We start from the raw sequence: 18,678 nt of genomic DNA on the forward strand, positions 1-18,678 counted from the left end.
TAGCGTGGACCCCGAGGAACACACGTTGAACACACGGGAGTCCCGGGACCAGCGGGGCTGAGAGTGGGCACACCCTCTGTCGAGGACCTGTCCTGACCGTCACACCTGATCCGGATCATGCCGGCGAAGGGAGCGAACGATGACCAACTCGTTGGCCGTCATAGGCGGCGGCGTCATCGGGCTGTCGGTGGCCCGCCGGGCCGCGCAGGCTGGCTTGTCGGTGACCTTGCACCGTTGCGACGACCAGGGCGCCTCCTGGGTCGCCGGGGGAATGCTGGCCCCGCACAGCGAGGGCTGGCCCGGCGAAGAGCGGCTGTTGCGGCTGGGCCTGGAATCCCTGCGGCTGTGGCGGGAGGGCGGCTTTCTCGACGGGCTGGGCTCCCAGGCGGTGACCGCACACGAGTCGTTGGTGGTCGGGGTCGACCGGGCCGACGTCGCCGAGCTGCGGACCGTGGCGGACTGGTTGTCCGGCCAGGGACATCCGGTGGAGTGGGAGTCGGCCGCCCGTGACGTGGAACCTCTTCTGGCGCAAGGTATTCGGCACGGATTCCGGGCACCGACCGAGCTGGCGGTGGACAATCGCGCCGTCCTGGCGGGGTTGAGCCGCGAGTGCGAGCGACTCGGCGTGCGGTCGGCGGGCCCGGTGCGGGACACCGCAGCCGCGCAAGGCGACACCGTGGTGATTGCCAACGGGATCGATGCACCGGCATTGTGGCCGGGGCTGCCCGTCCGCGCGGTGAAGGGCGAGGTGCTGCGGTTGCGCTGGCGAAAGGGCTGCATGCCGTTGCCGCAACGGGTGGTTCGGGCCCGGGTGCACGGGCGGCAGGTGTATCTGGTGCCGCGTGTGGACGGCGTGGTGGTGGGCGCCACCCAGTACGAACACGGCCGCGACACCGCGCCGGTGGTGTCGGGGATACGCGACCTGCTCGACGACGCGTGCGCGGTGTTGCCGGCGCTGGGCGAGTACGAACTGGCCGAGTGCGCCGCCGGGCTGCGTCCGATGACCCCGGACAATCTGCCGATCGTGCAGCGGTTGGACGAGCGGACGTTGGTGGCCACCGGCCACGGCCGATCGGGGTTCCTGCTGGCCCCCTGGACCGCCGAGCAGATTGTGTCCGAACTGATTCCGGTGGGAGCGCACTCGTGATCGTGGTGGTGAACGAGCAGCGGGTCGAGGTGGACGAGCAGACCACCGTCGCGGCGCTGCTGCAGTCGATGGGTTTCCCGAATCGCGGCATCGCGGTGGCGCTGGACGCCACGGTGCTACCGCGATCCGGTTGGGCCACAACGCTTTCCGATGGGGCACAACTCGAGGTAGTGACGGCGGTGCAGGGTGGCTGATTCGAAACTTACTATCGCCGACCGTAGTTTCGCCTCGCGGCTCATCATGGGCACCGGGGGAGCGACCAACCTGGCGGTGCTGGAGGAGGCGCTGGTCGCCTCGGGTACCGAGCTGACCACCGTGGCTATCCGCCGCGTCGACGCCGAGGGCGGCACCGGGTTGCTCGACCTGCTGAACAAGCTTGGCATCACGCCGCTGCCCAACACGGCCGGTTGCCGCAGCGCCGCCGAGGCGGTGTTGACGGCGCAGCTGGCGCGTGAAGCGTTGAGCACCAATTGGGTCAAGCTCGAAGTCATCGCCGACGAACGCACCCTGCTACCCGACGCCGTTGAATTGGTCAAGGCGGCCGAACAATTGGTAGACGACGGGTTCGTGGTGCTGCCTTACACCAACGACGACCCGGCGCTGGCGCGCAGGCTGGAGGACGCCGGTTGCGCCGCGGTGATGCCGCTGGGTGCGCCGATCGGCACCGGCCTGGGAATCACCAACCCGCACAACATCGAGATGATCGTGGCCCGCGCCGAAGTTCCAGTGGTGCTGGATGCCGGCATCGGCACGGCCAGCGATGCCGCGCTGGCCATGGAATTAGGTTGCGACGCCGTGCTGTTGGCCACCGCGGTCACCCGCGCGGCCGACCCGCCCGCGATGGCTGCCGCGATGGCGGCCGCGGTCACCGCCGGATACCTGGCCCGGCGGGCCGGGCGGATCCCGAAACGCTTCTGGGCGCAGGCGTCCAGCCCCTCCCGGTGATGGGACGCTATGTCGCGCTGGGCAGTTCGATGGCGGCGGGCCCCGGCATTCGGCCGCGGGCGACGGGCGCACCGTGGCGGGCGGGCAGATCGGCCCGCAACTACCCGCATCTGGTCGCCGAGCGCGCCGGTCTGGACCTGACCGATGTCACCTATTCCGGTGCCACCACCGCCCACGTCCTTCGCGAGCGTCAGCACGGCACGCCACCCCAGATCACCGCGCTGAACGGATCGGAGACGCTGGTCACCGTCACGATCGGCGGCAACGACGTGGGTTACGTTCCGCTGTTGATGACTGCGTCATTGCCGGGGTTGGTGCGGCGCCTACTGGGCGGACTCACCGGTGAACTGCTCGACGATGTCGCGCGCGACCGTGCCCTGACCGAGGTTTACGGCTCGCTCTGCGAGGTGGGTCGCGCGGTCCGGCGGGGTGCACCGCAGGCCCGGGTGCTGTTCGTCGACTACCTGACCATCCTGCCGCCCACGGGTCAGCCGTCGCCGCCGCTGGGTCCCGAGCACGCCGAGTTGGGTCGGCGAGTGGCCGCGACGCTGGAGCGATTAACGGCAGAGGCCGCCGCGGCGACCGACTGCGAGGTCGTGCGCGCCGCGGCGGCCAGCCGCGATCATCATGCCTGGTCTGAGCGGCCGTGGACCACCAAACCCGGTGTGCCGCTACCGTTCCGGCCGGCTCCGCTGCACCCCAACGGGGCAGGAATGCGCGCGGTCGCCGACTTGATCCTGGCGGAGTTGTAGGGCTCAGCCGTTGGTGCGCCACCACTGGTAGAGCGCGCCGGTGTTGCCGTCGGCTGCGCGAACGAAGGCCAGCACGTTTTTGGCGTCGGTCGTCCAGATGACTTCGGCTTTACCGCTGTCGGTGCCGCAGGCGACCTGCCCGGCCGACTCGGTCGAACTGCCCTGGTGCCAGGTGGTCGGCGACTTGGCGTCCCCGCAGTTGGTCAGCTCGTCGCTGCCGATCAACTTGGTGAATGCGCTGGCCAGGTCTGCGCTGTTGGGAAATTGGAAGTACTTGGCCGATGCGGGCCCGGTGCTGTCCGAGTTCTGCCCGCACTGCAGCACCGCCTGGACGGTGGGAAATGCCGACTGCACCTCCGAAACCGGTTGCGAGGAACAATTGCTGGAGCTGTAACCCTTCGAGAGTGTTGAAGTGAGCGCGTCGCTTGGGTCGGCGGACGCGGTGGCGGCGCCGACGCAGGCGAAACTACTGAGGAGCGCGGCGGTGGTGATACCACGCAGCGCGTGCGAGAGGTGACTCATTGGTAGCTCCTTGTGATTGACGGCGCGGATCGGAAAGCAAGACTTACTTTGCTCATAGAAATCGTAGGGCCATCTTTGTACCACGCAATATTTTTCGCAAAGAATTCTTCAGCGGTCTTTCGTGACACTATTGGAGCCCTATCGGCCGGACCGATTGTTCAGCCGTTGGTTTTCCACCACTGATAAAGCGCCGGCACGTCGGTGTTGGATGCCCGGATGTAACTCAGCACGTTCTTGGCATCGGTGGTCCAGATGATTTCGGCGGCATCCTGGTAGGTGCCGCAGGCCACCTGCCCAGCGGTGCCGCCGTTGCCCTGGTGCCAAGTGGTCGGTGACTGGCCGCTGTCCCCGCACGCGGTGAGGGCTTCGTCCTTGATGCTGACGCTGAATCCGGCGTTGAGATCGTTGGAGTTGTTGTACAGCAAATAGGTCGCCTTGACCGGGCCGGCCGGGTCGGCGTTCTGCCCGCAGTTGATGGCGGCCGCCACGCCCGGGGGCGGATCCTTGACGGTGCAGTTGCTCAGCGAGTAGCCCTTGGACAATGCCGCGGCCAGGGTGTCATTGGGGTCGGCGTTCGCGGTGGCCGTACCGGTGTAGACCAAGCCGCCCATCAGCGCCGCGGCCGAAGCGCGCAACACAGTTCTGCGGTGAGACATCTCCGCAGTGTATTTCGCGGGAGCACCAGAGAACAGGTGCCTGGTTACTAGCCTGCATCGCAGAATATCCGCTGGCCTAGGTCCCAGATGTCAAATCCGTTGCAGGGCAACAGTTTCTTAGTGAAACAACATGGTGGTCCACCCGTGCCGGTGGGCCGCGGGGCGAAACGGGATAAGCCGCCCGCACCAATTTCAGATTGGTAGTGCTGTTGGGTCGGGTCTCCGGTATGGTAAGCCTCGTTTCACGCCAGCTAACTTCTTCGATCAGGAGAATCCATGACACAACCACCACCGCCCGGTTACCCGCCGCAGCAGCCGCCGGCGGGGCAGCAGCCGGACAACTACTTGGTCTGGTCGATCCTGGCGACGCTGTTCTGCTGCCTTCCGCTCGGAGTCGTGGCGATCGTCAAGTCCACCCAGGTCAGTGGTCTGTGGGCGCAGGGACAGTACGCCGAGGCCCAGGCCGCCGCGGACAGTGCGAAGAAGTTCGTCAAGTACTCGGTGATCGCCGGCATCGTCGTCGCCGTCATCTACGGCATCTTGATTGCGGTGGGTGCGATGAACACCGATGTGAACACGGCGATGGTCGCGTTCGATTACCTGAATCTGGGCTGATCCCATGGTGACCCGCCAAGGGTCGACGCCCGCGAAACTGGGTGCGCCACTGATAGTGGCCGCAGCCGCATCAGCAGCGTGCGTCGGCATTTGGCTGGGTGACCCGACAACCCCGCACGGCCCACTGCCGGTTTGCCCCACCAAAGCGTTGTTGGGCATCGATTGCCCGGGGTGTGGCAGCCTGCGCATGATCTACAGCTTGTTGCACGGCAATGTGTTGGCGGCCGCCAGGTTTAACGCGCTCGGCCTGGCGGCGCTGGTTCTGCTGCTGTGGGCCTACCTGGCCTGGACGTACGGGCGGGTGGTGGGCCGGCGAATCGGCAGTTGGGAACACAGTCGCTGGGCGTCGGTGGTGACGCTGTCGCTGGTGGTGGCCTGGTTTGTGGTGCGCAACCTGCCGTTCGCGCCGTTCAACGCGCTGTTCGTCTAACGATGCGAAAGCCGCATTCGCCTGTGCGGATGCGGCTTTCGCGCGTGGCGACGATCTCGAGGCCCATCTGGTCTAGTCTGGGCGCAATGGTGCACAAATCGAAGGCGATGCCGGCGGTGCTTGCTGCGGTATTGATCGCCGCCCTCATGATGACCGGCTGCGGACGCGGCACCAGCCAGCAGTCCGGCGGCAGCAATCAATCCGCCACCGAGTTCGCCACCACGCTGCGCAACAAGGTCACCACCGACGCGATGATGGCGCACTTGTCCAAACTTCAGGACATCGCCAACGCCAACAACGGCACCCGAGCCGTGGGCACCCCCGGCTATGAAGCCAGCGTCGACTACGTGGTGGAAACGTTGCGCAAGCACGGTTTTGACGTGCAGACCCCGGAGTTCTCGGCCCGGGTGTTCCACTCCGAGAAGGGGTCGGTGTCGGCGGGTGACCTGACCGCCGAGGCGCGCGCGCTGGAGTACAGCCGGGGCACGCCGGCCGAGGGCGTGACCGGGCCGCTGTTGTTCGCTCCCACCGACGAGAGTCCGGGCTGCACACCGTCGGACTACGACAGGCTGCCCGTGCAGGGTGCGGTAGTGGTGGTCGATCGGGGCTCGTGCCAGTTCGCGCAGAAGGAGGATGCCGCCGCGCAGCGCGGAGCGGCGGCGCTGATCGTCATCGACAACGTCGACGAGCAGGCAATGGGTGGCACGCTTGGAGCAAACACCGATGTCAAGATCCCGGTACTCAGCGTCACCAAGTCCGTCGGATTCCAGCTGCGTGCCAAGTCCGGTCCCGTCACCGTCAAACTCGATGCGCACACCCAGGATTTCAAAGCTCGCAATGTGATTGCCCAGACCAAGACGGGGTCCACGTCGGACGTGGTGATGGCCGGTGCGCACCTGGACAGCGTGCCGGAGGGGCCCGGCATCAACGACAACGGCTCGGGCGTGGCTGCTGTTCTGGAAACGGCTGTGCAGCTTGGAAATTCGCCCCAGGTACACAATGCGGTGCGGTTCGGCTTCTGGGGCGCCGAGGAACTCGGCCTGATCGGTTCGCGCAATTATGTCGAGTCGCTGAACCTGGACGGTCTGAAGAACATCGCGCTGTACCTGAATTTCGACATGCTCGCTTCGCCGAATCCGGGCTACTTCACCTACGACGGCGACCAGTCGCTGCCGATGGACGAACGTGGCCAGCCGGTGGTGCCGGAAGGCTCGGCCGGGATCGAACGCACTCTGGTCGCCTACCTGAAGGAGGCCGGGAAGACCGCGCAAGACACTTCCTTCGATGGTCGGTCCGACTACGACGGGTTCACCCTGGCCGGGATTCCGTCGGGCGGTTTGTTCTCCGGCGCCGAGGGCAAGAAGTCCGACGAGCAGGCCAAGCTGTGGGGCGGGGCGGCCAACGAGCCGTTCGACCCCAACTATCACCAGAAGGGTGACAACCTCGAGCACATCGACCGCACCTCGCTGGGCATCCAGGGTGGTGGAGTCGCCTACGCCGTGGCCCTTTATGCGCAGGATCTCAGCGGCCGAAACGGTGTTCCGATCATTGGAGACCGCACGCGCCACGTGCTCGCCAAGCCATGACGCGTCGGCTCGCCGTCCTTTTGCTGACGCTCGTGGTGCTCGCGGCATGCTCGGCATCGCGTTCGTCGCATCCGTCGCCGGGCGTGGCGCCCGATCCGGCGCGATCCCTGGCCGCCAAGGTGACCGCGGAGGGGATGTTCGTGCACCTGCGCGCCCTGCAGGACATTGCCAACGCCCACCGCGGCAGCCGGGCCGCCGGCACGTCCGGCTATGACGCGAGCGTGGATTACATCGCGAAAGCATTACGCGACAAGGGGTTTGAAGTCTCCACACCGCAATTCCAGCGGCTGCACACGGTGTCGGAGGGAAAGCCGACCCTGACCGTCGCCGGCCGTAGCTTTCCCGTTGACCAGGCCTCGTTGCTGGTCCGGACGCCGCCGGGCGGTCTGGCCGGGCAGGTGGTGCGGCCGAGCCAGCCGGCCGGCTGTGCGGCGGCCGACTACCCGGCCGCGTTGCCCAAGGGCGCCATCGCGGTGGTCGACGACAGCCGTTGCTCGGTGGTCGACAAGCAGAACAGCGCGGTGGCCAAGGGCGCGGCGGCGGTTATCGTGACCAGCCAGCCCACCGGTCAGGGGGCGCCGCCCACCCTGTTCAATCCCGGTTACTACAACCAGCTCACCCTGCCGGTCGCGGTGGTCGGAGCCGCCGGGGCGGCCGCGCTGGGACGCAGCACCGCGACGGTGCGGCTGGTGCTGGACGCCGAGAACGTCAAGGTCATCTCCCGCAATGTATTGGCGCAGACCAAGACCGGCGCATCGGACGAGGTGGTGATGGTCGGCTCGCACCTGGACAGCCCGGTGGACAGTCCCGGTATCAACAACGCCGGATCCGGGGTGGCCGCCGTGCTGGAAACGGCGCTGCAGCTGGGCCCGTTGCCGCCGGTGGCCAACGCAGTGCGGTTCGCGTTCTGGGGCGCCGCGGAGAACGGACTCAACGGCTCGATGGACTACGTGTTCGGCCTCGACAACGCGAAGCTGAACGACATCGCCCTCTATCTGAATTTCGACATGCTCGGATCCCCGAACCCGGGCTTTTTCACCGACGACGGCGATCAGTCCGGTCCGGCGGGCCCGGGCGTGGCGTCGGCAGATGTGCCGGAAGGTTCGGCCGGTATCGAGCGCACGCTGGCGGGTTATCTGAACCTGGCCGGCAAGCGGCCGGCCGACATGCCGTTGAACACCAACACCGATTACCATCCATTCCTGGTTGCCGGCGTGCCGGTCGGGGGCATGAATACCGGCGCATCGCAGACCAAAACGACTGTCCAGGCGCGTCTTTGGGGCGGTCAGGCGGGCGCCGCCTTCGATCCTGGCTACCGCAGCCCGCGAGACACGGTGGAGGCGGTCAACCGCGAGGCGCTAGGCGTGATGGGCGCCGGGGTCGCGTTCGCGGTGGGCACCTATGCGGAGTCGATCGGCGGGGTAAACGGCGTCACGCCCCACGACAAGCGGCATCGGACGCGAGTTTCCTAGCGCTACGCCTTGAGGTGTCTAGACTAAGGGATCCTTGCGTGCAGGCCGGTCGGGACGGGGTTGGTGGATGAAGTTGCGCTCGCACACATTGATCGCCTGGTTGCGGGCTGGATCGGCCTGCCTCGGGGTGGTGCTGATGGTCGTGGGTTGCACCACCATGGTGCCCGGACGCGCGGTGTCGATCCTCAACGATCCGTTCCGGGTCGGTGGTTTGCCGGCCACCAGCGGGCCCAGCGGTACCAAGCCGAACGGACCGGCGCCCACCGGCACGGTGCTCAACACCAACAACGGGCCGATCGACAAGTTGTCGTTGTACTCCATCAACGACATCGAGGAGTTCTGGAAAGCCAACTACACAGCCCCGTTGAAGGGCTCGTTCAAACCTGTCGACAAATTGGTTTCGTATGACTCCAATGACCCGAACAGTCCGATCGTCTGTTACAACGAGACCTATCAGTTGGTCAACGCGTTCTTCACGTCCCGATGCAACATGATCGCTTGGGACCGTGGGGTATTCATGGCGGTCGCCCAGCAGTACTTCGGGGATATGTCCGTGAACGGCGTGCTCGCACACGAATTCGGGCACGCCCTGCAGACGATGGCCAAACTGGTCACCCGGCGGGACCCCACGATCGTCCGCGAGCAGCAGGCCGACTGCTTTGCCGGGGTGTATCTGTACAACGTGGCCTCGGGCAAGTCGTCACGCTTCACACTGAGCACCGCCGACGGGCTCGACCACGTACTCGCCGGGATCATCACCACCCGCGACCCGGTGATGGACGCCGACTCGCAGAACGACGATGAACACGGGTCGGCGCTGGATCGCGTCAGCGCCTTCCAGATGGGCTTCGTCACCGGAACGCAGGCGTGTGCCGCGATCAACAAGGCCGAGGTCGAGCAGCGCCGTGGCGACCTGCCGACCGCGTTGCGGGTGGACACCAGCGGCAGCACGGAGACGGGCGAGGTAAAGATCACCGAGGACACCCTGAACACTCTGATGGAGCTGATGGGCAAGATCTTCTCGCCGAAGAAACCGCCGACCCTGTCCTTGAAGGAGGGCGGTTGCTCGGATGCCAAGCCCAGCCCGCCTGCCTCCTACTGCCCGGCCACCAACACCATCGCGGTAGATCTGCCCGCGCTGGCGACCATGGGCAAGGTCGCCGGCGAGAAGGAGCACAGCTTGCCCCAGGGTGACGACACCGCGCTGTCGATCGTGATGTCGAGATACGCACTGGCGGTGCAACACGAGCGCAAGCTGCCAATGCAAAGTCCCTGGACCGCGCTGCGCACCGCCTGCCTCACCGGCGTCGCGCACAAGAAGATGGCCGAGAACATCGAGCTCCCTTCGGGTAATTCGCTGGTATTGACGGCCGGCGACCTCGACGAGGCCGTGGCCGGCTTGCTCACCAACCACCTCGTCGCCAGTGACGCCGACGGCGCCAGCGTGCCCGCCGGTTTCACCCGAATCGCGGCGTTCCGCGCCGGCGTGGGCGGGGAGATGGAAGGTTGCTACTCGCGCTACCCGGGATAAGGAGGCTCCTGTGACCGAACCGCCCTACTACCCACCGCCACCGGGTGACTACCCGCCGCCGGGCGGTGGTTATCAGCCGCCGCAGGGCGGCGGCTATGGCTATCCGCCCCCGCAACCGCCTGGATATGGATATGGCTATCCGTCGCCGGGTTACCCGCAGCAGAGCGTCGGCACGAACGGGATGGCGATCGCGTCCCTGGTGACGGCGCTGGTCGGTTTCCTGATCTGCATCATCGGCTCGTTCCTGGGGGTGATCTTCGGGATCATCGCGCTCAACCAGATCCGCAATACCGGCCAGAGTGGGCGCGGGATGGCGATCGCCGGGATCATCATCGGCGGGCTCGGCACCGCACTGGCCCTGGTCCTGTTCATCTTCTTCGTGATCATCGGCGCCAATTCCAAGCCGGACGACACCTATTCCGGGGCACCCGCCCCGGTTGTTGCCGTGCAGTACCACGCGCTTTCGGCCGCGGCGGCCTAACTAGGAACGCCGCCCGGTCCACCACCCGGTGGTGGGTCCAGCGATCTCGGGATGGGGCACGTAATGGGTCGGCTCAACGGCCTCGTCCTCGCGGTGTTCGTCGCGCACCCACATCACCACGAACACGGTGACCAGAAGCCACCCCATCGCAACGGTGGGAATCGACCACAACCGCCTGACCAGCAAAGCGGTGCCGCACCGGGCCGCGGTTTCGCCCTCGACCTGCGTCTGAACCGCCATGGCGCCGATCCCATTACCGCAGTTGACCTTCATGCCGTAGATGTCGAACTGATCGAGGTAGACGGGGAACCACAGCGCTCCCAGCCCGATCAACGCCATTGCCACGCCGGCAATCCCGAGGTATATCTGACGGTGGCTCACATCTTCTCCCAGGCGATGTTAATCGTTGCTCGGTCAATGTTTCGGGTTGCGCGCTAGGTCATGCAGACGTTCGAAAACAGCAGGACCGGCCAGGACACGATCGATCCCAAATAAGAAACCGCCAGGTCGGCGCCGTGCAATTCGCGTAGGTGCTCGGTGTGTGTATTCGACCAAACCGTTCCGACCAGCAGGTAGGGCACGCCGATGACGATTCCGATGGCTAACAGCCGACCCGCTGTGAGCTGATAGCTCAGCACCCGGCGAATTGTCTGCAACATCTGACCCGCCCACCAATCGGACCCTCCCTGCGTCCATATGTTAATGGGGATTCTACAGAAGCGTGGGCAAATTATCGAAAGCGGCGGGCTTCAGACCAGCAGGCGAAGGGCCGCCGCGACCGCCAGCTGGGCGACGTCGAGGTTCTTGGAGCCGAGGTCGTGGCGGGCGCCGGTGATCTCGACGATTTCGGTGCGCGCCGGGATCAGCGCGGCCGCGTCACGCAGCTCGGCGATGGTGGCGAACGGGTCCGAGGTGCCGTGGGTGAACACCGTGGGGGTGGTGATCTCCGGCAGGTGTTCGGTGCGGGCGCGCTCCGGCTTGCCGGGCGGATGGACCGGGTAGGAGAACAGCGTCAACGCGTCGACCGGTGCGCGGTTTTCGGCAACCACCATGGACGCCTGCCGCCCGCCGTAGGAGTGTCCGCCGGCCACCAACGGTCCGTCGGCGAGGTCGCGGCACAACTGGATCGCCTCGACGATGCCGTCCCGGTCGGTGGCGGCCGAACCCGACGGCGGGCCTTTCGGCCGGCGGCGTCGGTACGGCAGGTTGTACCGTACGGCCAGCCAGCCGACTCTGGCCCACTCGTCGCAAACCCGTTGCAACAGTGGGGAATCCCGATTGCCGCCGGCGCCGTGGGTCAACACCGCGACGCCGTGCGGAGTGCCTTCCGGCCGGTGCGCGATTCCGGCGATCTGCTCGAGGTTCACGAACCGAGCCGGAACAACGCGGAGACGGGTCCATGCCCTCCGCCCAGGGGGTAGGCGGCGCGCAGACATTCGGTCACCCAACGCTTTCCGAATGCCACCGCGTCCGGCACGGAATATCCGTGGGCGAGTGCGCAAGCCACCGCGGACGCCAGGGTGTCCCCGCCGCCATGGTCGTCCCCGGTGGGCAGTCGCGGCGTGTCGAACTCGTAGAAGTCGGCGCCGTCATAGAGCAGGTCGCAACTGCGGTCCGACGATCGCAGGTGGCCGCCCTTGACCAGCGCCCAGGCCGGCCCCAGGGCGTGCAAGGCCTTGGCCGCCGCGCGCTGAGATTCGGGGTCGACGACGTCGATGTCCACCAGCAGGCGCACCTCGTCCAGGTTCGGGGTCACCAGGGTGGCCAACGGAAACAGTTGCTTCCGAAGCGAATCCAGCGCGGAGCCGGCCAACAGGGGATCGCCGTGCATGGACGCGCACACCGGGTCGACGACCAGCGGCACGGTCAGTTCCAGCTGCCGCCAGGTCCGCGCCACCGCGCCGATGATGGCCGACGATGCCAGCATCCCGGTCTTGGCGGCCTGGATACCGATATCGGTGACCACCGCCTCGATCTGACCGGCCACCACGTCGTCGGGCACTTCGTGAAAGCTCTTGACGCCCAGCGTGTTCTGCACCGTGACCGCGGTGACGGCCACGCATGCGTGCACGCCCAGCAGGCTGATGGTGCGCATGTCGGCCTGAATGCCGGCACCGCCTCCGGAGTCGGATCCGGCAATGGTTAGCACCCGCAGCGGCGTCGCTGCCGGCTGCGGTAACGGCAGGAAGCTCACGCGAGCGGGAGATACACCCGGTTGCCGTGTTCGGCGAACTCGCGTGACTTTTCGGACATGCCCCTGGCGAGCATGGCCTCGACGTCCTCTTCGGTCTCCAGCCCGTGCTTGGCGGCGTAGTCACGGACATCTTGCGTGATACGCATCGAGCAGAACTTCGGCCCGCACATCGAGCAGAAGTGCGCGGTCTTGGCGGGCTCGGCCGGCAGCGTCTCGTCGTGGTACTCCCGGGCGGTGTCGGGGTCGAGGGACAACGCGAACTGGTCGTTCCACCGGAACTCGAAACGGGCCTGCGACAGCGCGTTGTCGCGCTCCTGTGCGTGCGGGTGCCCCTTGGCCAAATCGCCTGCGTGCGCGGCGATCTTGTAGGCGATGACCCCGTCCTTGACGTCCTTGCGGTCGGGCAGGCCGAGGTGTTCTTTCGGGGTGACGTAACACAGCATCGCGGTGCCCGCCTGGGCGATGATCGCGGCGCCGATCGCCGAGGTGATGTGGTCGTACGCCGGTGCGATGTCGGTGGCCAGCGGTCCCAGGGTGTAGAAGGGGGCCTCCTCACATAGCTCCTCTTCCAGGCGCACGTTCTCCACGATCTTGTGCATCGGGACGTGGCCGGGGCCCTCGATCATCACCTGCACGCCATGGGCTTTGGCGATTTTGGTCAGTTCGCCCAGGGTGCGCAGCTCGGCGAACTGCGCGGCGTCGTTGGCGTCGGCGATGGAACCCGGGCGCAGGCCGTCACCGAGGGAGAAGGTGACGTCGTACTGCGCGAGGATGTCGCAGAGCTCCTCGAAGTTGGTGTACAGGAACGATTCCCGGTGGTGGGCCAGGCACCAGGCGGCCATGATGGACCCGCCGCGGGACACGATGCCGGTGACCCGTTTGGCCGTCAGCGGCACGTACCGGAGCAGCACCCCGGCGTGCACGGTCATGTAGTCCACACCCTGTTCGCACTGCTCGATCACGGTGTCGCGGTAGAGCTCCCAGGTTAGTTCGGTGGGATCGCCCTTGACCTTTTCCAGCGCCTGGTAGATCGGCACGGTGCCCACGGGCACGGGGGAGTTGCGCAAGATCCACTCGCGGGTTTCGTGGATGTTCTTGCCGGTGGACAGGTCCATGATGGTGTCCGCGCCCCAGCGGGTGGCCCACACCATCTTGTCGACCTCCTCGGCGATCGACGACGTGACGGCCGAGTTGCCGATGTTGGCGTTCACCTTGACCGCGAACGCCTTGCCGATGACCATCGGTTCGCTCTCGGGGTGGTTGTGGTTGGCCGGGATCACGGCGCGCCCGCGGGCGACCTCGTCGCGGACCAGTTCGGCCGGCATGCCTTCGCGCGCGGCGATGAACGCCATCTCGGCGGTGATCTCACCGGCGCGGGCGCGCTGCAGCTGAGTGCCGCGGTCGCGGACCACGCCCGGTCGCGGCGGCAACCCGGCCGCCAGATCGATCACCGCGTTCGGGTCGGTGTACGGCCCGGAGGTGTCGTACAGATCGAAGTGGTCGCCGGTGGACAGGTCCACCCGACGAAACGGCACTCGCATGCCGTCCAAGTCTCGATACACCTTGTGGCTGCCGGCGATCGGGCCGGTGGTCACGGACGGTGCTGACGGTTTGACGGTCACAGTCATCTCTATCTCCCTACGCCGGCATTACCCGGTCAGGTTCGTACGGTCGACGGCCCCAGCCGTCCTCTCAGCGCACTGGGCATGCGCTCCCGCGTATTTTTTGGTGGTGTCCCCCACGCTAGCGCAGCGCCACCCGCGCATGCGAGGGGAGAACGCCCGCGGCCGAGTTGAGCTGCCGGTATGTGGGGTCGCTGACGAATGGAATGATGGCGGGGTGCAACCCGCCGGAGCCCGCCCCTACCTCAATGTAGGCAGCTTCCGGTTCTGGTTCGTCGGCCAGCGCTGGGAATGGTCGGACGAGGTGGCCCGCATGCACGGCTACGAGCCCGGTTCGGTCGAGCCCACCACCAAACTGCTGCTGTCGCACAAACATCCGGAAGACCGCGCGCACGTGCAGGACCTGCTGGACTACGCGCTGCGTTCGGGGGAGCCGTTCTCCAGCCGGCACCGATTCATCGATACCCGTGGTCAGGTGCATGACGCGATCGTGGTGGCCGACCGCATGCTGGACGAGGCGGGTGCGGTGCTGGGCACAGCGGGCCACTACATCGATCTGACTGACACCTTCGATGAGGCGCGCCAAGAGGTGCTCGACGAGGCGTTGCCCGACCTTTTCGAGAACCGCGCGGCGATCGAGCAAGCCAAAGGTGTGCTGATGTACGTGTACCGGGTCACCCCCGAGCAGGCCTTTCGGGTGCTGCAGTGGCGCTCGCAGGAAACCAACGTGAAACTGCGCGCGCTGGCCAAGCAACTGCTAGACGAGGTCACGTCGCTGGCCAATCCGTCGACCGTCGCGCAGGGACAGTTCGACCACCTGTTGTTGACGGTGCACGAACGCATCCCTGCCGAATCCGGCACCTAATTAGCGGGTTATTCTCCACAGCACTGAGAAAGGGTGGGGTGGCGGAATCGGGTATCCGCGCCCTGGCCGCCGGCCGAAATCTGACACATTTAGGCGGGTAACACCGGATGGAGCTGCTGAAGGTCACCCAGGAGTCGCGTGCGGACGGGGTCGTCGTGCTCGCCGACGGGGATATAGATTCGAGTAGTGTCGACAAGCTGATTGCCCAGCTCAAGAGCGCGCTCGAACTGGCCGCCACCCACCCAACGCGCCTGGTGATCGTCGATCTGGAGCGGGTGAACCTGCTCGGCAGCGCCGGGTTGAACGCATTGCTGGACTGTCATGAGGAAGGCGTCGCCGCCGGAACTTCCGTGCGACTGGTCGCCGACCATCCCCCGGTGCTGCAGCCCATCAAGGTCACGGAGCTGGACCGGATCCTGCAGGTCTATCCGACCGTGCCCGACGCGCTGCGCAACCACCAGGAGCGCTGACAGGCGGCTCTACTCGGCGTCTTCCAGCGCCTCGCCGAGTTCCTCTAGGAGTTGATTGCGGTGATTGCTGGCCAGCACGTGTCCGGTGGCGATGACCAGGGCGACCGGCCAGTCGATGAGTTCGAAGGCAGCCAGCGCCGCCAAGCCGCCGTAATAGGCCAGTTGCTCGGGACGAGGCACGGCGACCTTGCCCACCACCGGAAGGTTGATCGCGAAGGTGTGGCCCTCCCGGATCTTGTCCACGGCGTCGCGCTGGGAGGTTTCTCGGCGAGTTTTGTTTTCCGCCATCATTTGCCTTTCAGTAACGAAGGGTTTGCCGTTGCGCCCGATGAAGCGGTCACCGTCGGGAATATGACGACGACAGATCATCTGGCTGACCCGCTAGCTTCGTCGTTCGCCGCGTTGCTGAGGGGGCCTTTGACCGAGCTTTATGCGCTGATGTGGCGCGTCGGGGTGCTCGAGGTCGAGACGAGCGATCGGGCGCCGCACCGGGCGTTGGAGGACGCGGCGCGCAGCCGAGCAACGGGCTGATCACCGGCACATTGCTCAACAGTGCTGATCGCCCGTGATCAGTTGGTGCTACGCAGGTTGCCGGTGCCTGCGCGCCGGCCGGCTGCCTTCTTGGCTGCCGTCTTGGCGGGGGCCTTCTTGGCCGCGGCCTTGCGCGGTGTCGAAGTCTCCGGCGCTTCCTCGGTGGGTACCGCCGTCAGTTTCGTCGGGGTCGGCGGCGCGGGCTGTTCGGGTCCGTGGCCCAACTTGCGCAACAACAGCGCACCGCCTCCGACGGCCAACAGGATCGGCCACTCGACCAGACCCGCGGCACCTACCGCCCCGAGCGCCAGCGCCGCCGCGGGAGTGGACTTGCTACCGGTGCTGAGTCCCTGCTGGATGCCTTCGGCGGCGCCTTTGACGCCGCCGACGATGCCGTTGATCGCCGCGCCACCGACAGCGCCGGCCGCAGCCGTGGTGGCTGTCGCCGCCCGACTCACCGTTCGACCCACACCGCGCACCGCTCCGTCGACGACACCCATGATGACTCCCTGGCTTGACTCTCCTGTCTGTATACCCCCCCTGTCGCGCAGTTCACCAGAATCAGCAACCGAATTCACAGCAGGCCCCAAACTTGCTGGGGCCTCAGGGGGCACGAAGATCAACGAGCACCGGGGCGTGATCGCTGGGCGCCTTGCCTTTGCGCTCCTCCCGGACGATCTGCGCGTCGGCGACGCGTGCCGCCAGCGACGGCGAGCCGAGGATGAAATCGATACGCATCCCTTGCCTTTTCGGGAACCGCAACTGGGTGTAGTCCCAATACGTGTAAACGCCAGGTCCGGGCGTGAAAGGCCTTACCACGTCCACGAATTGCGCTTCGACGATGGCGTTGAAGGCCTGCCGCTCGGGCTCGGACACGTGCGTGCTGCCCCGGTAGAAATCGGTGCTCCAGACGTCCTCGTCGGTGGGCGCAATGTTCCAGTCGCCGACCAGTGCAATCGGGGCGGTCGGATCGTCACGTAGCCATCCCGCGGCGGTATCCCGAAGCGCCGCAAGCCATTCCAGCTTGTACACATAGTGCGGATCGGTGAGGGTGCGGCCGTTGGGGACGTACAGGCTCCACACCCGTACGCCGGCGCAGGTTGCACCCAGGGCACGGGCCTCCGCCGCGGCAGCCACGTCGGGCTTGCTGCTCCAGGTGGGCTGTCCGTCGAATCCGACCTGCACGTCCTCGAGGCCGACGCGGGATGCGATCGCCACGCCGTTCCACTGGTTGAACCCGACGTGTGCGGTCTCATAGCCGAGTTCGAAGAAGGGCAGCGCCGGAAACTGCGTGTCCGAGCATTTGGTCTCCTGCATCGCCAGCACGTCCACCTCGGCGCGTTGCAGCCAGTCGAGGACGCGGTCCAGGCGACTACGGATCGAGTTGACGTTCCACGTGGCCAGCCGCAGCGTGCCGTCGGGCATGAGTTCTCCTATCTCACGGATGGCAGGACGTACCGCCGGCGATGATGCAGCCGAAAGCCCAAAGACTGTGCGGCGGTGGTCGAGTCGGTCTCCGCCACCGCCACGTGCGCCCGGGTTGCGCCGCGACTCGCACCCCAGGCCAGCAGCTCCTCGCACCGTCCGGCGTCGCCCGAGGGCGTGGCGGACAGGCCCACCCACCGAGTGCCGTCGGGTGCGTCGGATACCGCGGCGTGAACCGGGCCCTCATCCGGTCGTGGTTGCGGGACGGGTTCGCGGCGCGCGGGGTCAGCTTCGAGGTCGAGCACCAGAACCTGTTCGACGACTTCGCAAGCCGGGTCCGGTGGGCTGGGCAGCAGGCGGTCGGGGATGGCGAGCCGCGGGGTCAGTCCGCGGCTGGTGTACCAGGCGGCAATCGCCGGGACGGTGTCCATTCGGGCCGAGACATCCAGTGGGACAGCTGAATTGGCGGCCAGGACGGGACCGTGCGCGCGCAGCAGCCAGCCGTCCAGCCAAGTGTGTTCGGTGCCGCGCCAGGCCGCCGCGGCAGCGTGCTCGAGCGCCCGAATGTGGGCGGTGCGTACCGGCGCGTCGGTCAGGACGCGCAGCGCCACCACATCGGCGGGTGCCACCTCGACGATCGCACCGGACTTCGTCTGCACACGCGCCGTGGGCTCGACGGTCAGCAGGCGCCCGACCGCATCGGACAGCGGCGGGACCGAGCCGGGGGGCCGCCGGTAGCGGAGCGTCACCCGGGTGCCGAGGGCCGGCCAGGAGATCATCAGTGACCGAACGGGTCGGGCCCCTCACCCGGCAACCAGGACAAACCGGGCACGCCCCATCCATTCGACTTGATCGCCCGCTTCGCGGCCCGAGCGTGCCGGCCGATCAAGCGGTCCAGGTAAAGGAATCCGTCGAGGTGCCCCGTCTCGTGCTGGAGCATGCGGGCGAACAACCCGGTGCCCTCGATGCTGACCGGTTTGCCGTCCGCGTCGAGCCCGGTGACCCGGGCCCAGTCGGCGCGGCCGGTAGGGAAGGACTCGCCGGGAACGGACAGGCAGCCCTCGTCGTCGTCATGCCCGGCGCTGGGCATGGTCTCCGGGATCTCGGAGGTCTCGAGCACCGGGTTGATCACCACGCCGCGACGGCGGTTGGTCAGCCCGCGGTCGTCGGAGCAGTCGTAGACGAACAGCCGCAGTCCGTACCCGATCTGGTTTGCCGCCAGGCCGACGCCGTGGGCGGCGTCCATCGTGTCGTACATGGTCTTGATGAGTTCGGGCAGATCCGCCGGCAACGATCCGTCGGCGCCCACGGGGACGGGCGTCGTGGGCGTGTGCAGGACTGGATCTCCCACGATGCGGATGGGTACGACTGCCATGGTCGGCTAGCTTAAGGGCAGGCCGGATCGGACCGGCATGCAAGTGTGATCAAGGTGAC

The 18,678-nt window shown here is 66.7% G+C and carries 25 protein-coding genes and 1 riboswitch; of the genes, 13 read left to right on the plus strand and 12 right to left on the minus strand.

Going from position 1 to position 18,678, the window contains the following annotated elements; genetic code table 11:
- Positions 1 to 139: 139 nt before the first annotated feature.
- From thiO to BN972_RS01270, 4 genes are read left to right on the plus strand one after another with little or no spacing between them, the layout of a single operon-like run.
- The gene (gene thiO / locus BN972_RS01255) at positions 140 to 1,147 is read left to right on the plus strand and encodes a glycine oxidase ThiO (protein ID WP_036351965.1); all 1,008 of its coding nucleotides are present in this window, start codon (positions 140 to 142) and stop codon (positions 1,145 to 1,147) included.
- A complete protein-coding gene (gene thiS, locus BN972_RS01260) occupies positions 1,144 to 1,341 on the plus strand; it encodes a sulfur carrier protein ThiS (RefSeq protein ID WP_036351968.1) in 198 nt (65 codons plus the stop codon). Before thiO ends, thiS begins: the two co-directional genes overlap by 4 nt.
- Positions 1,334 to 2,092 carry a thiazole synthase gene (gene thiG / locus BN972_RS01265; protein WP_036351970.1) on the plus strand — a complete coding sequence of 253 codons (759 nt, stop codon included), beginning with the start codon at positions 1,334 to 1,336 and terminating at the stop codon, positions 2,090 to 2,092. Before thiS ends, thiG begins: the two co-directional genes overlap by 8 nt.
- Complete coding sequence (locus BN972_RS01270) at positions 2,092 to 2,844, plus strand: SGNH/GDSL hydrolase family protein (protein ID WP_036351972.1); 753 nt, start codon at positions 2,092 to 2,094, stop codon at positions 2,842 to 2,844. The genes thiG and BN972_RS01270 overlap by 1 nt, the downstream gene beginning before the upstream one ends.
- Before the next feature lie 3 nt (positions 2,845 to 2,847).
- Here BN972_RS01270 and BN972_RS01275 read toward each other — a convergent pair whose 3' ends face one another.
- Positions 2,848 to 3,366 carry a hypothetical protein gene (locus tag BN972_RS01275; protein ID WP_036351974.1) on the minus strand — a complete coding sequence of 173 codons (519 nt, stop codon included), beginning with the start codon at positions 3,364 to 3,366 and terminating at the stop codon, positions 2,848 to 2,850.
- Between the two features lie 158 nt (positions 3,367 to 3,524).
- Entirely contained in the window at positions 3,525 to 4,022 is a 498-nt protein-coding gene (locus BN972_RS01280) for a hypothetical protein (RefSeq protein WP_036351978.1), read from the minus strand.
- 276 nt (positions 4,023 to 4,298) lie between these two features.
- Here BN972_RS01280 and BN972_RS01285 point away from each other — a divergent pair, with 276 nt between their 5' ends.
- The 6 genes from BN972_RS01285 (at position 4,299) to BN972_RS30090 (ending at position 10,137) form a co-directional block, all read left to right on the plus strand.
- Positions 4,299 to 4,637 carry a CD225/dispanin family protein gene (locus tag BN972_RS01285; protein WP_036351981.1) on the plus strand — a complete coding sequence of 113 codons (339 nt, stop codon included), beginning with the start codon at positions 4,299 to 4,301 and terminating at the stop codon, positions 4,635 to 4,637.
- A 4-nt stretch (positions 4,638 to 4,641) separates the two neighbouring features.
- The gene (locus BN972_RS01290) at positions 4,642 to 5,067 is read left to right on the plus strand and encodes a DUF2752 domain-containing protein (RefSeq protein ID WP_036351984.1); all 426 of its coding nucleotides are present in this window, start codon (positions 4,642 to 4,644) and stop codon (positions 5,065 to 5,067) included.
- 86 nt (positions 5,068 to 5,153) lie between these two features.
- Positions 5,154 to 6,653: a M28 family metallopeptidase gene (locus tag BN972_RS01295; RefSeq protein ID WP_036351987.1), complete on the plus strand. Its 1,500-nt coding sequence runs from the start codon at positions 5,154 to 5,156 to the stop codon at positions 6,651 to 6,653.
- A complete protein-coding gene (locus BN972_RS01300; RefSeq protein ID WP_036351990.1) occupies positions 6,650 to 8,125 on the plus strand; it encodes a M28 family peptidase in 1,476 nt (491 codons plus the stop codon). Before BN972_RS01295 ends, BN972_RS01300 begins: the two co-directional genes overlap by 4 nt.
- Before the next feature lie 67 nt (positions 8,126 to 8,192).
- Complete coding sequence (locus tag BN972_RS01305) at positions 8,193 to 9,656, plus strand: neutral zinc metallopeptidase (RefSeq protein WP_036351992.1); 1,464 nt, start codon at positions 8,193 to 8,195, stop codon at positions 9,654 to 9,656.
- A gap of 10 nt (positions 9,657 to 9,666) precedes the next feature.
- Positions 9,667 to 10,137, plus strand: coding sequence for a DUF4190 domain-containing protein (locus BN972_RS30090; RefSeq protein WP_051544943.1), 471 nt, complete (start codon positions 9,667 to 9,669; stop codon positions 10,135 to 10,137).
- Here BN972_RS30090 and BN972_RS01315 read toward each other — a convergent pair whose 3' ends face one another.
- From BN972_RS01315 to thiC, 5 genes are all read right to left on the minus strand, one after another.
- Positions 10,138 to 10,518: a hypothetical protein gene (locus BN972_RS01315; protein WP_065141338.1), complete on the minus strand. Its 381-nt coding sequence runs from the start codon at positions 10,516 to 10,518 to the stop codon at positions 10,138 to 10,140. It abuts the gene before it with no gap.
- Between the two features lie 53 nt (positions 10,519 to 10,571).
- Positions 10,572 to 10,796, minus strand: a complete 225-nt coding sequence (locus BN972_RS01320; protein ID WP_036351995.1) for a hypothetical protein — start codon at positions 10,794 to 10,796, stop codon at positions 10,572 to 10,574.
- A gap of 90 nt (positions 10,797 to 10,886) precedes the next feature.
- On the minus strand, positions 10,887 to 11,504 hold the full coding sequence (locus tag BN972_RS01325) for an alpha/beta hydrolase family protein (RefSeq protein ID WP_036351997.1): 618 nt from the start codon (positions 11,502 to 11,504) through the stop codon (positions 10,887 to 10,889).
- Positions 11,501 to 12,331, minus strand: coding sequence for a bifunctional hydroxymethylpyrimidine kinase/phosphomethylpyrimidine kinase (gene thiD, locus BN972_RS01330; RefSeq protein WP_036352000.1), 831 nt, complete (start codon positions 12,329 to 12,331; stop codon positions 11,501 to 11,503). Before thiD ends, BN972_RS01325 begins: the two co-directional genes overlap by 4 nt.
- Positions 12,328 to 13,959, minus strand: a complete 1,632-nt coding sequence (gene thiC, locus BN972_RS01335; protein ID WP_036352002.1) for a phosphomethylpyrimidine synthase ThiC — start codon at positions 13,957 to 13,959, stop codon at positions 12,328 to 12,330. The genes thiD and thiC overlap by 4 nt, the downstream gene beginning before the upstream one ends.
- Positions 13,950 to 14,059, minus strand: a riboswitch (TPP riboswitch). (Overlaps the previous gene by 10 nt.)
- Positions 14,060 to 14,062: 3 nt before the next feature.
- Here thiC and BN972_RS01340 point away from each other — a divergent pair.
- Positions 14,063 to 14,818, plus strand: coding sequence for a PAS and ANTAR domain-containing protein (locus BN972_RS01340; protein ID WP_235192343.1), 756 nt, complete (start codon positions 14,063 to 14,065; stop codon positions 14,816 to 14,818).
- 107 nt (positions 14,819 to 14,925) lie between these two features.
- Entirely contained in the window at positions 14,926 to 15,288 is a 363-nt protein-coding gene (locus tag BN972_RS01345) for an STAS domain-containing protein (protein ID WP_036352008.1), read from the plus strand.
- 9 nt (positions 15,289 to 15,297) lie between these two features.
- Here the strand turns inward: BN972_RS01345 and BN972_RS01350 are convergent, their stop codons facing one another.
- Positions 15,298 to 15,579, minus strand: a complete 282-nt coding sequence (locus BN972_RS01350; protein WP_036352010.1) for a hypothetical protein — start codon at positions 15,577 to 15,579, stop codon at positions 15,298 to 15,300.
- Between the two features lie 60 nt (positions 15,580 to 15,639).
- Between BN972_RS01350 and BN972_RS01355 the strand changes: the two genes are divergently transcribed.
- Positions 15,640 to 15,819 carry an Rv1535 domain-containing protein gene (locus tag BN972_RS01355; RefSeq protein WP_142277049.1) on the plus strand — a complete coding sequence of 60 codons (180 nt, stop codon included), beginning with the start codon at positions 15,640 to 15,642 and terminating at the stop codon, positions 15,817 to 15,819.
- A 38-nt stretch (positions 15,820 to 15,857) separates the two neighbouring features.
- Here the strand turns inward: BN972_RS01355 and BN972_RS01360 are convergent, their stop codons facing one another.
- From BN972_RS01360 to BN972_RS01375, 4 genes are all read right to left on the minus strand, one after another.
- Positions 15,858 to 16,319, minus strand: coding sequence for a hypothetical protein (locus tag BN972_RS01360; RefSeq protein WP_036352016.1), 462 nt, complete (start codon positions 16,317 to 16,319; stop codon positions 15,858 to 15,860).
- 103 nt (positions 16,320 to 16,422) lie between these two features.
- Positions 16,423 to 17,229: an exodeoxyribonuclease III gene (locus BN972_RS01365; protein WP_172831310.1), complete on the minus strand. Its 807-nt coding sequence runs from the start codon at positions 17,227 to 17,229 to the stop codon at positions 16,423 to 16,425.
- A gap of 23 nt (positions 17,230 to 17,252) precedes the next feature.
- Complete coding sequence (locus BN972_RS01370; protein WP_036352020.1) at positions 17,253 to 18,023, minus strand: GNAT family N-acetyltransferase, cg3035/Rv0428c family; 771 nt, start codon at positions 18,021 to 18,023, stop codon at positions 17,253 to 17,255.
- Positions 18,023 to 18,619, minus strand: a complete 597-nt coding sequence (locus BN972_RS01375; protein ID WP_036352023.1) for a peptide deformylase — start codon at positions 18,617 to 18,619, stop codon at positions 18,023 to 18,025. The genes BN972_RS01370 and BN972_RS01375 overlap by 1 nt, the downstream gene beginning before the upstream one ends.
- Positions 18,620 to 18,678 lie beyond the last annotated feature (59 nt).

It is taken from the genome of Mycobacterium asiaticum DSM 44297 (assembly GCF_000613245.1).
GTDB classification, from domain to species: Bacteria; Actinomycetota; Actinomycetes; order Mycobacteriales; family Mycobacteriaceae; genus Mycobacterium; species Mycobacterium asiaticum.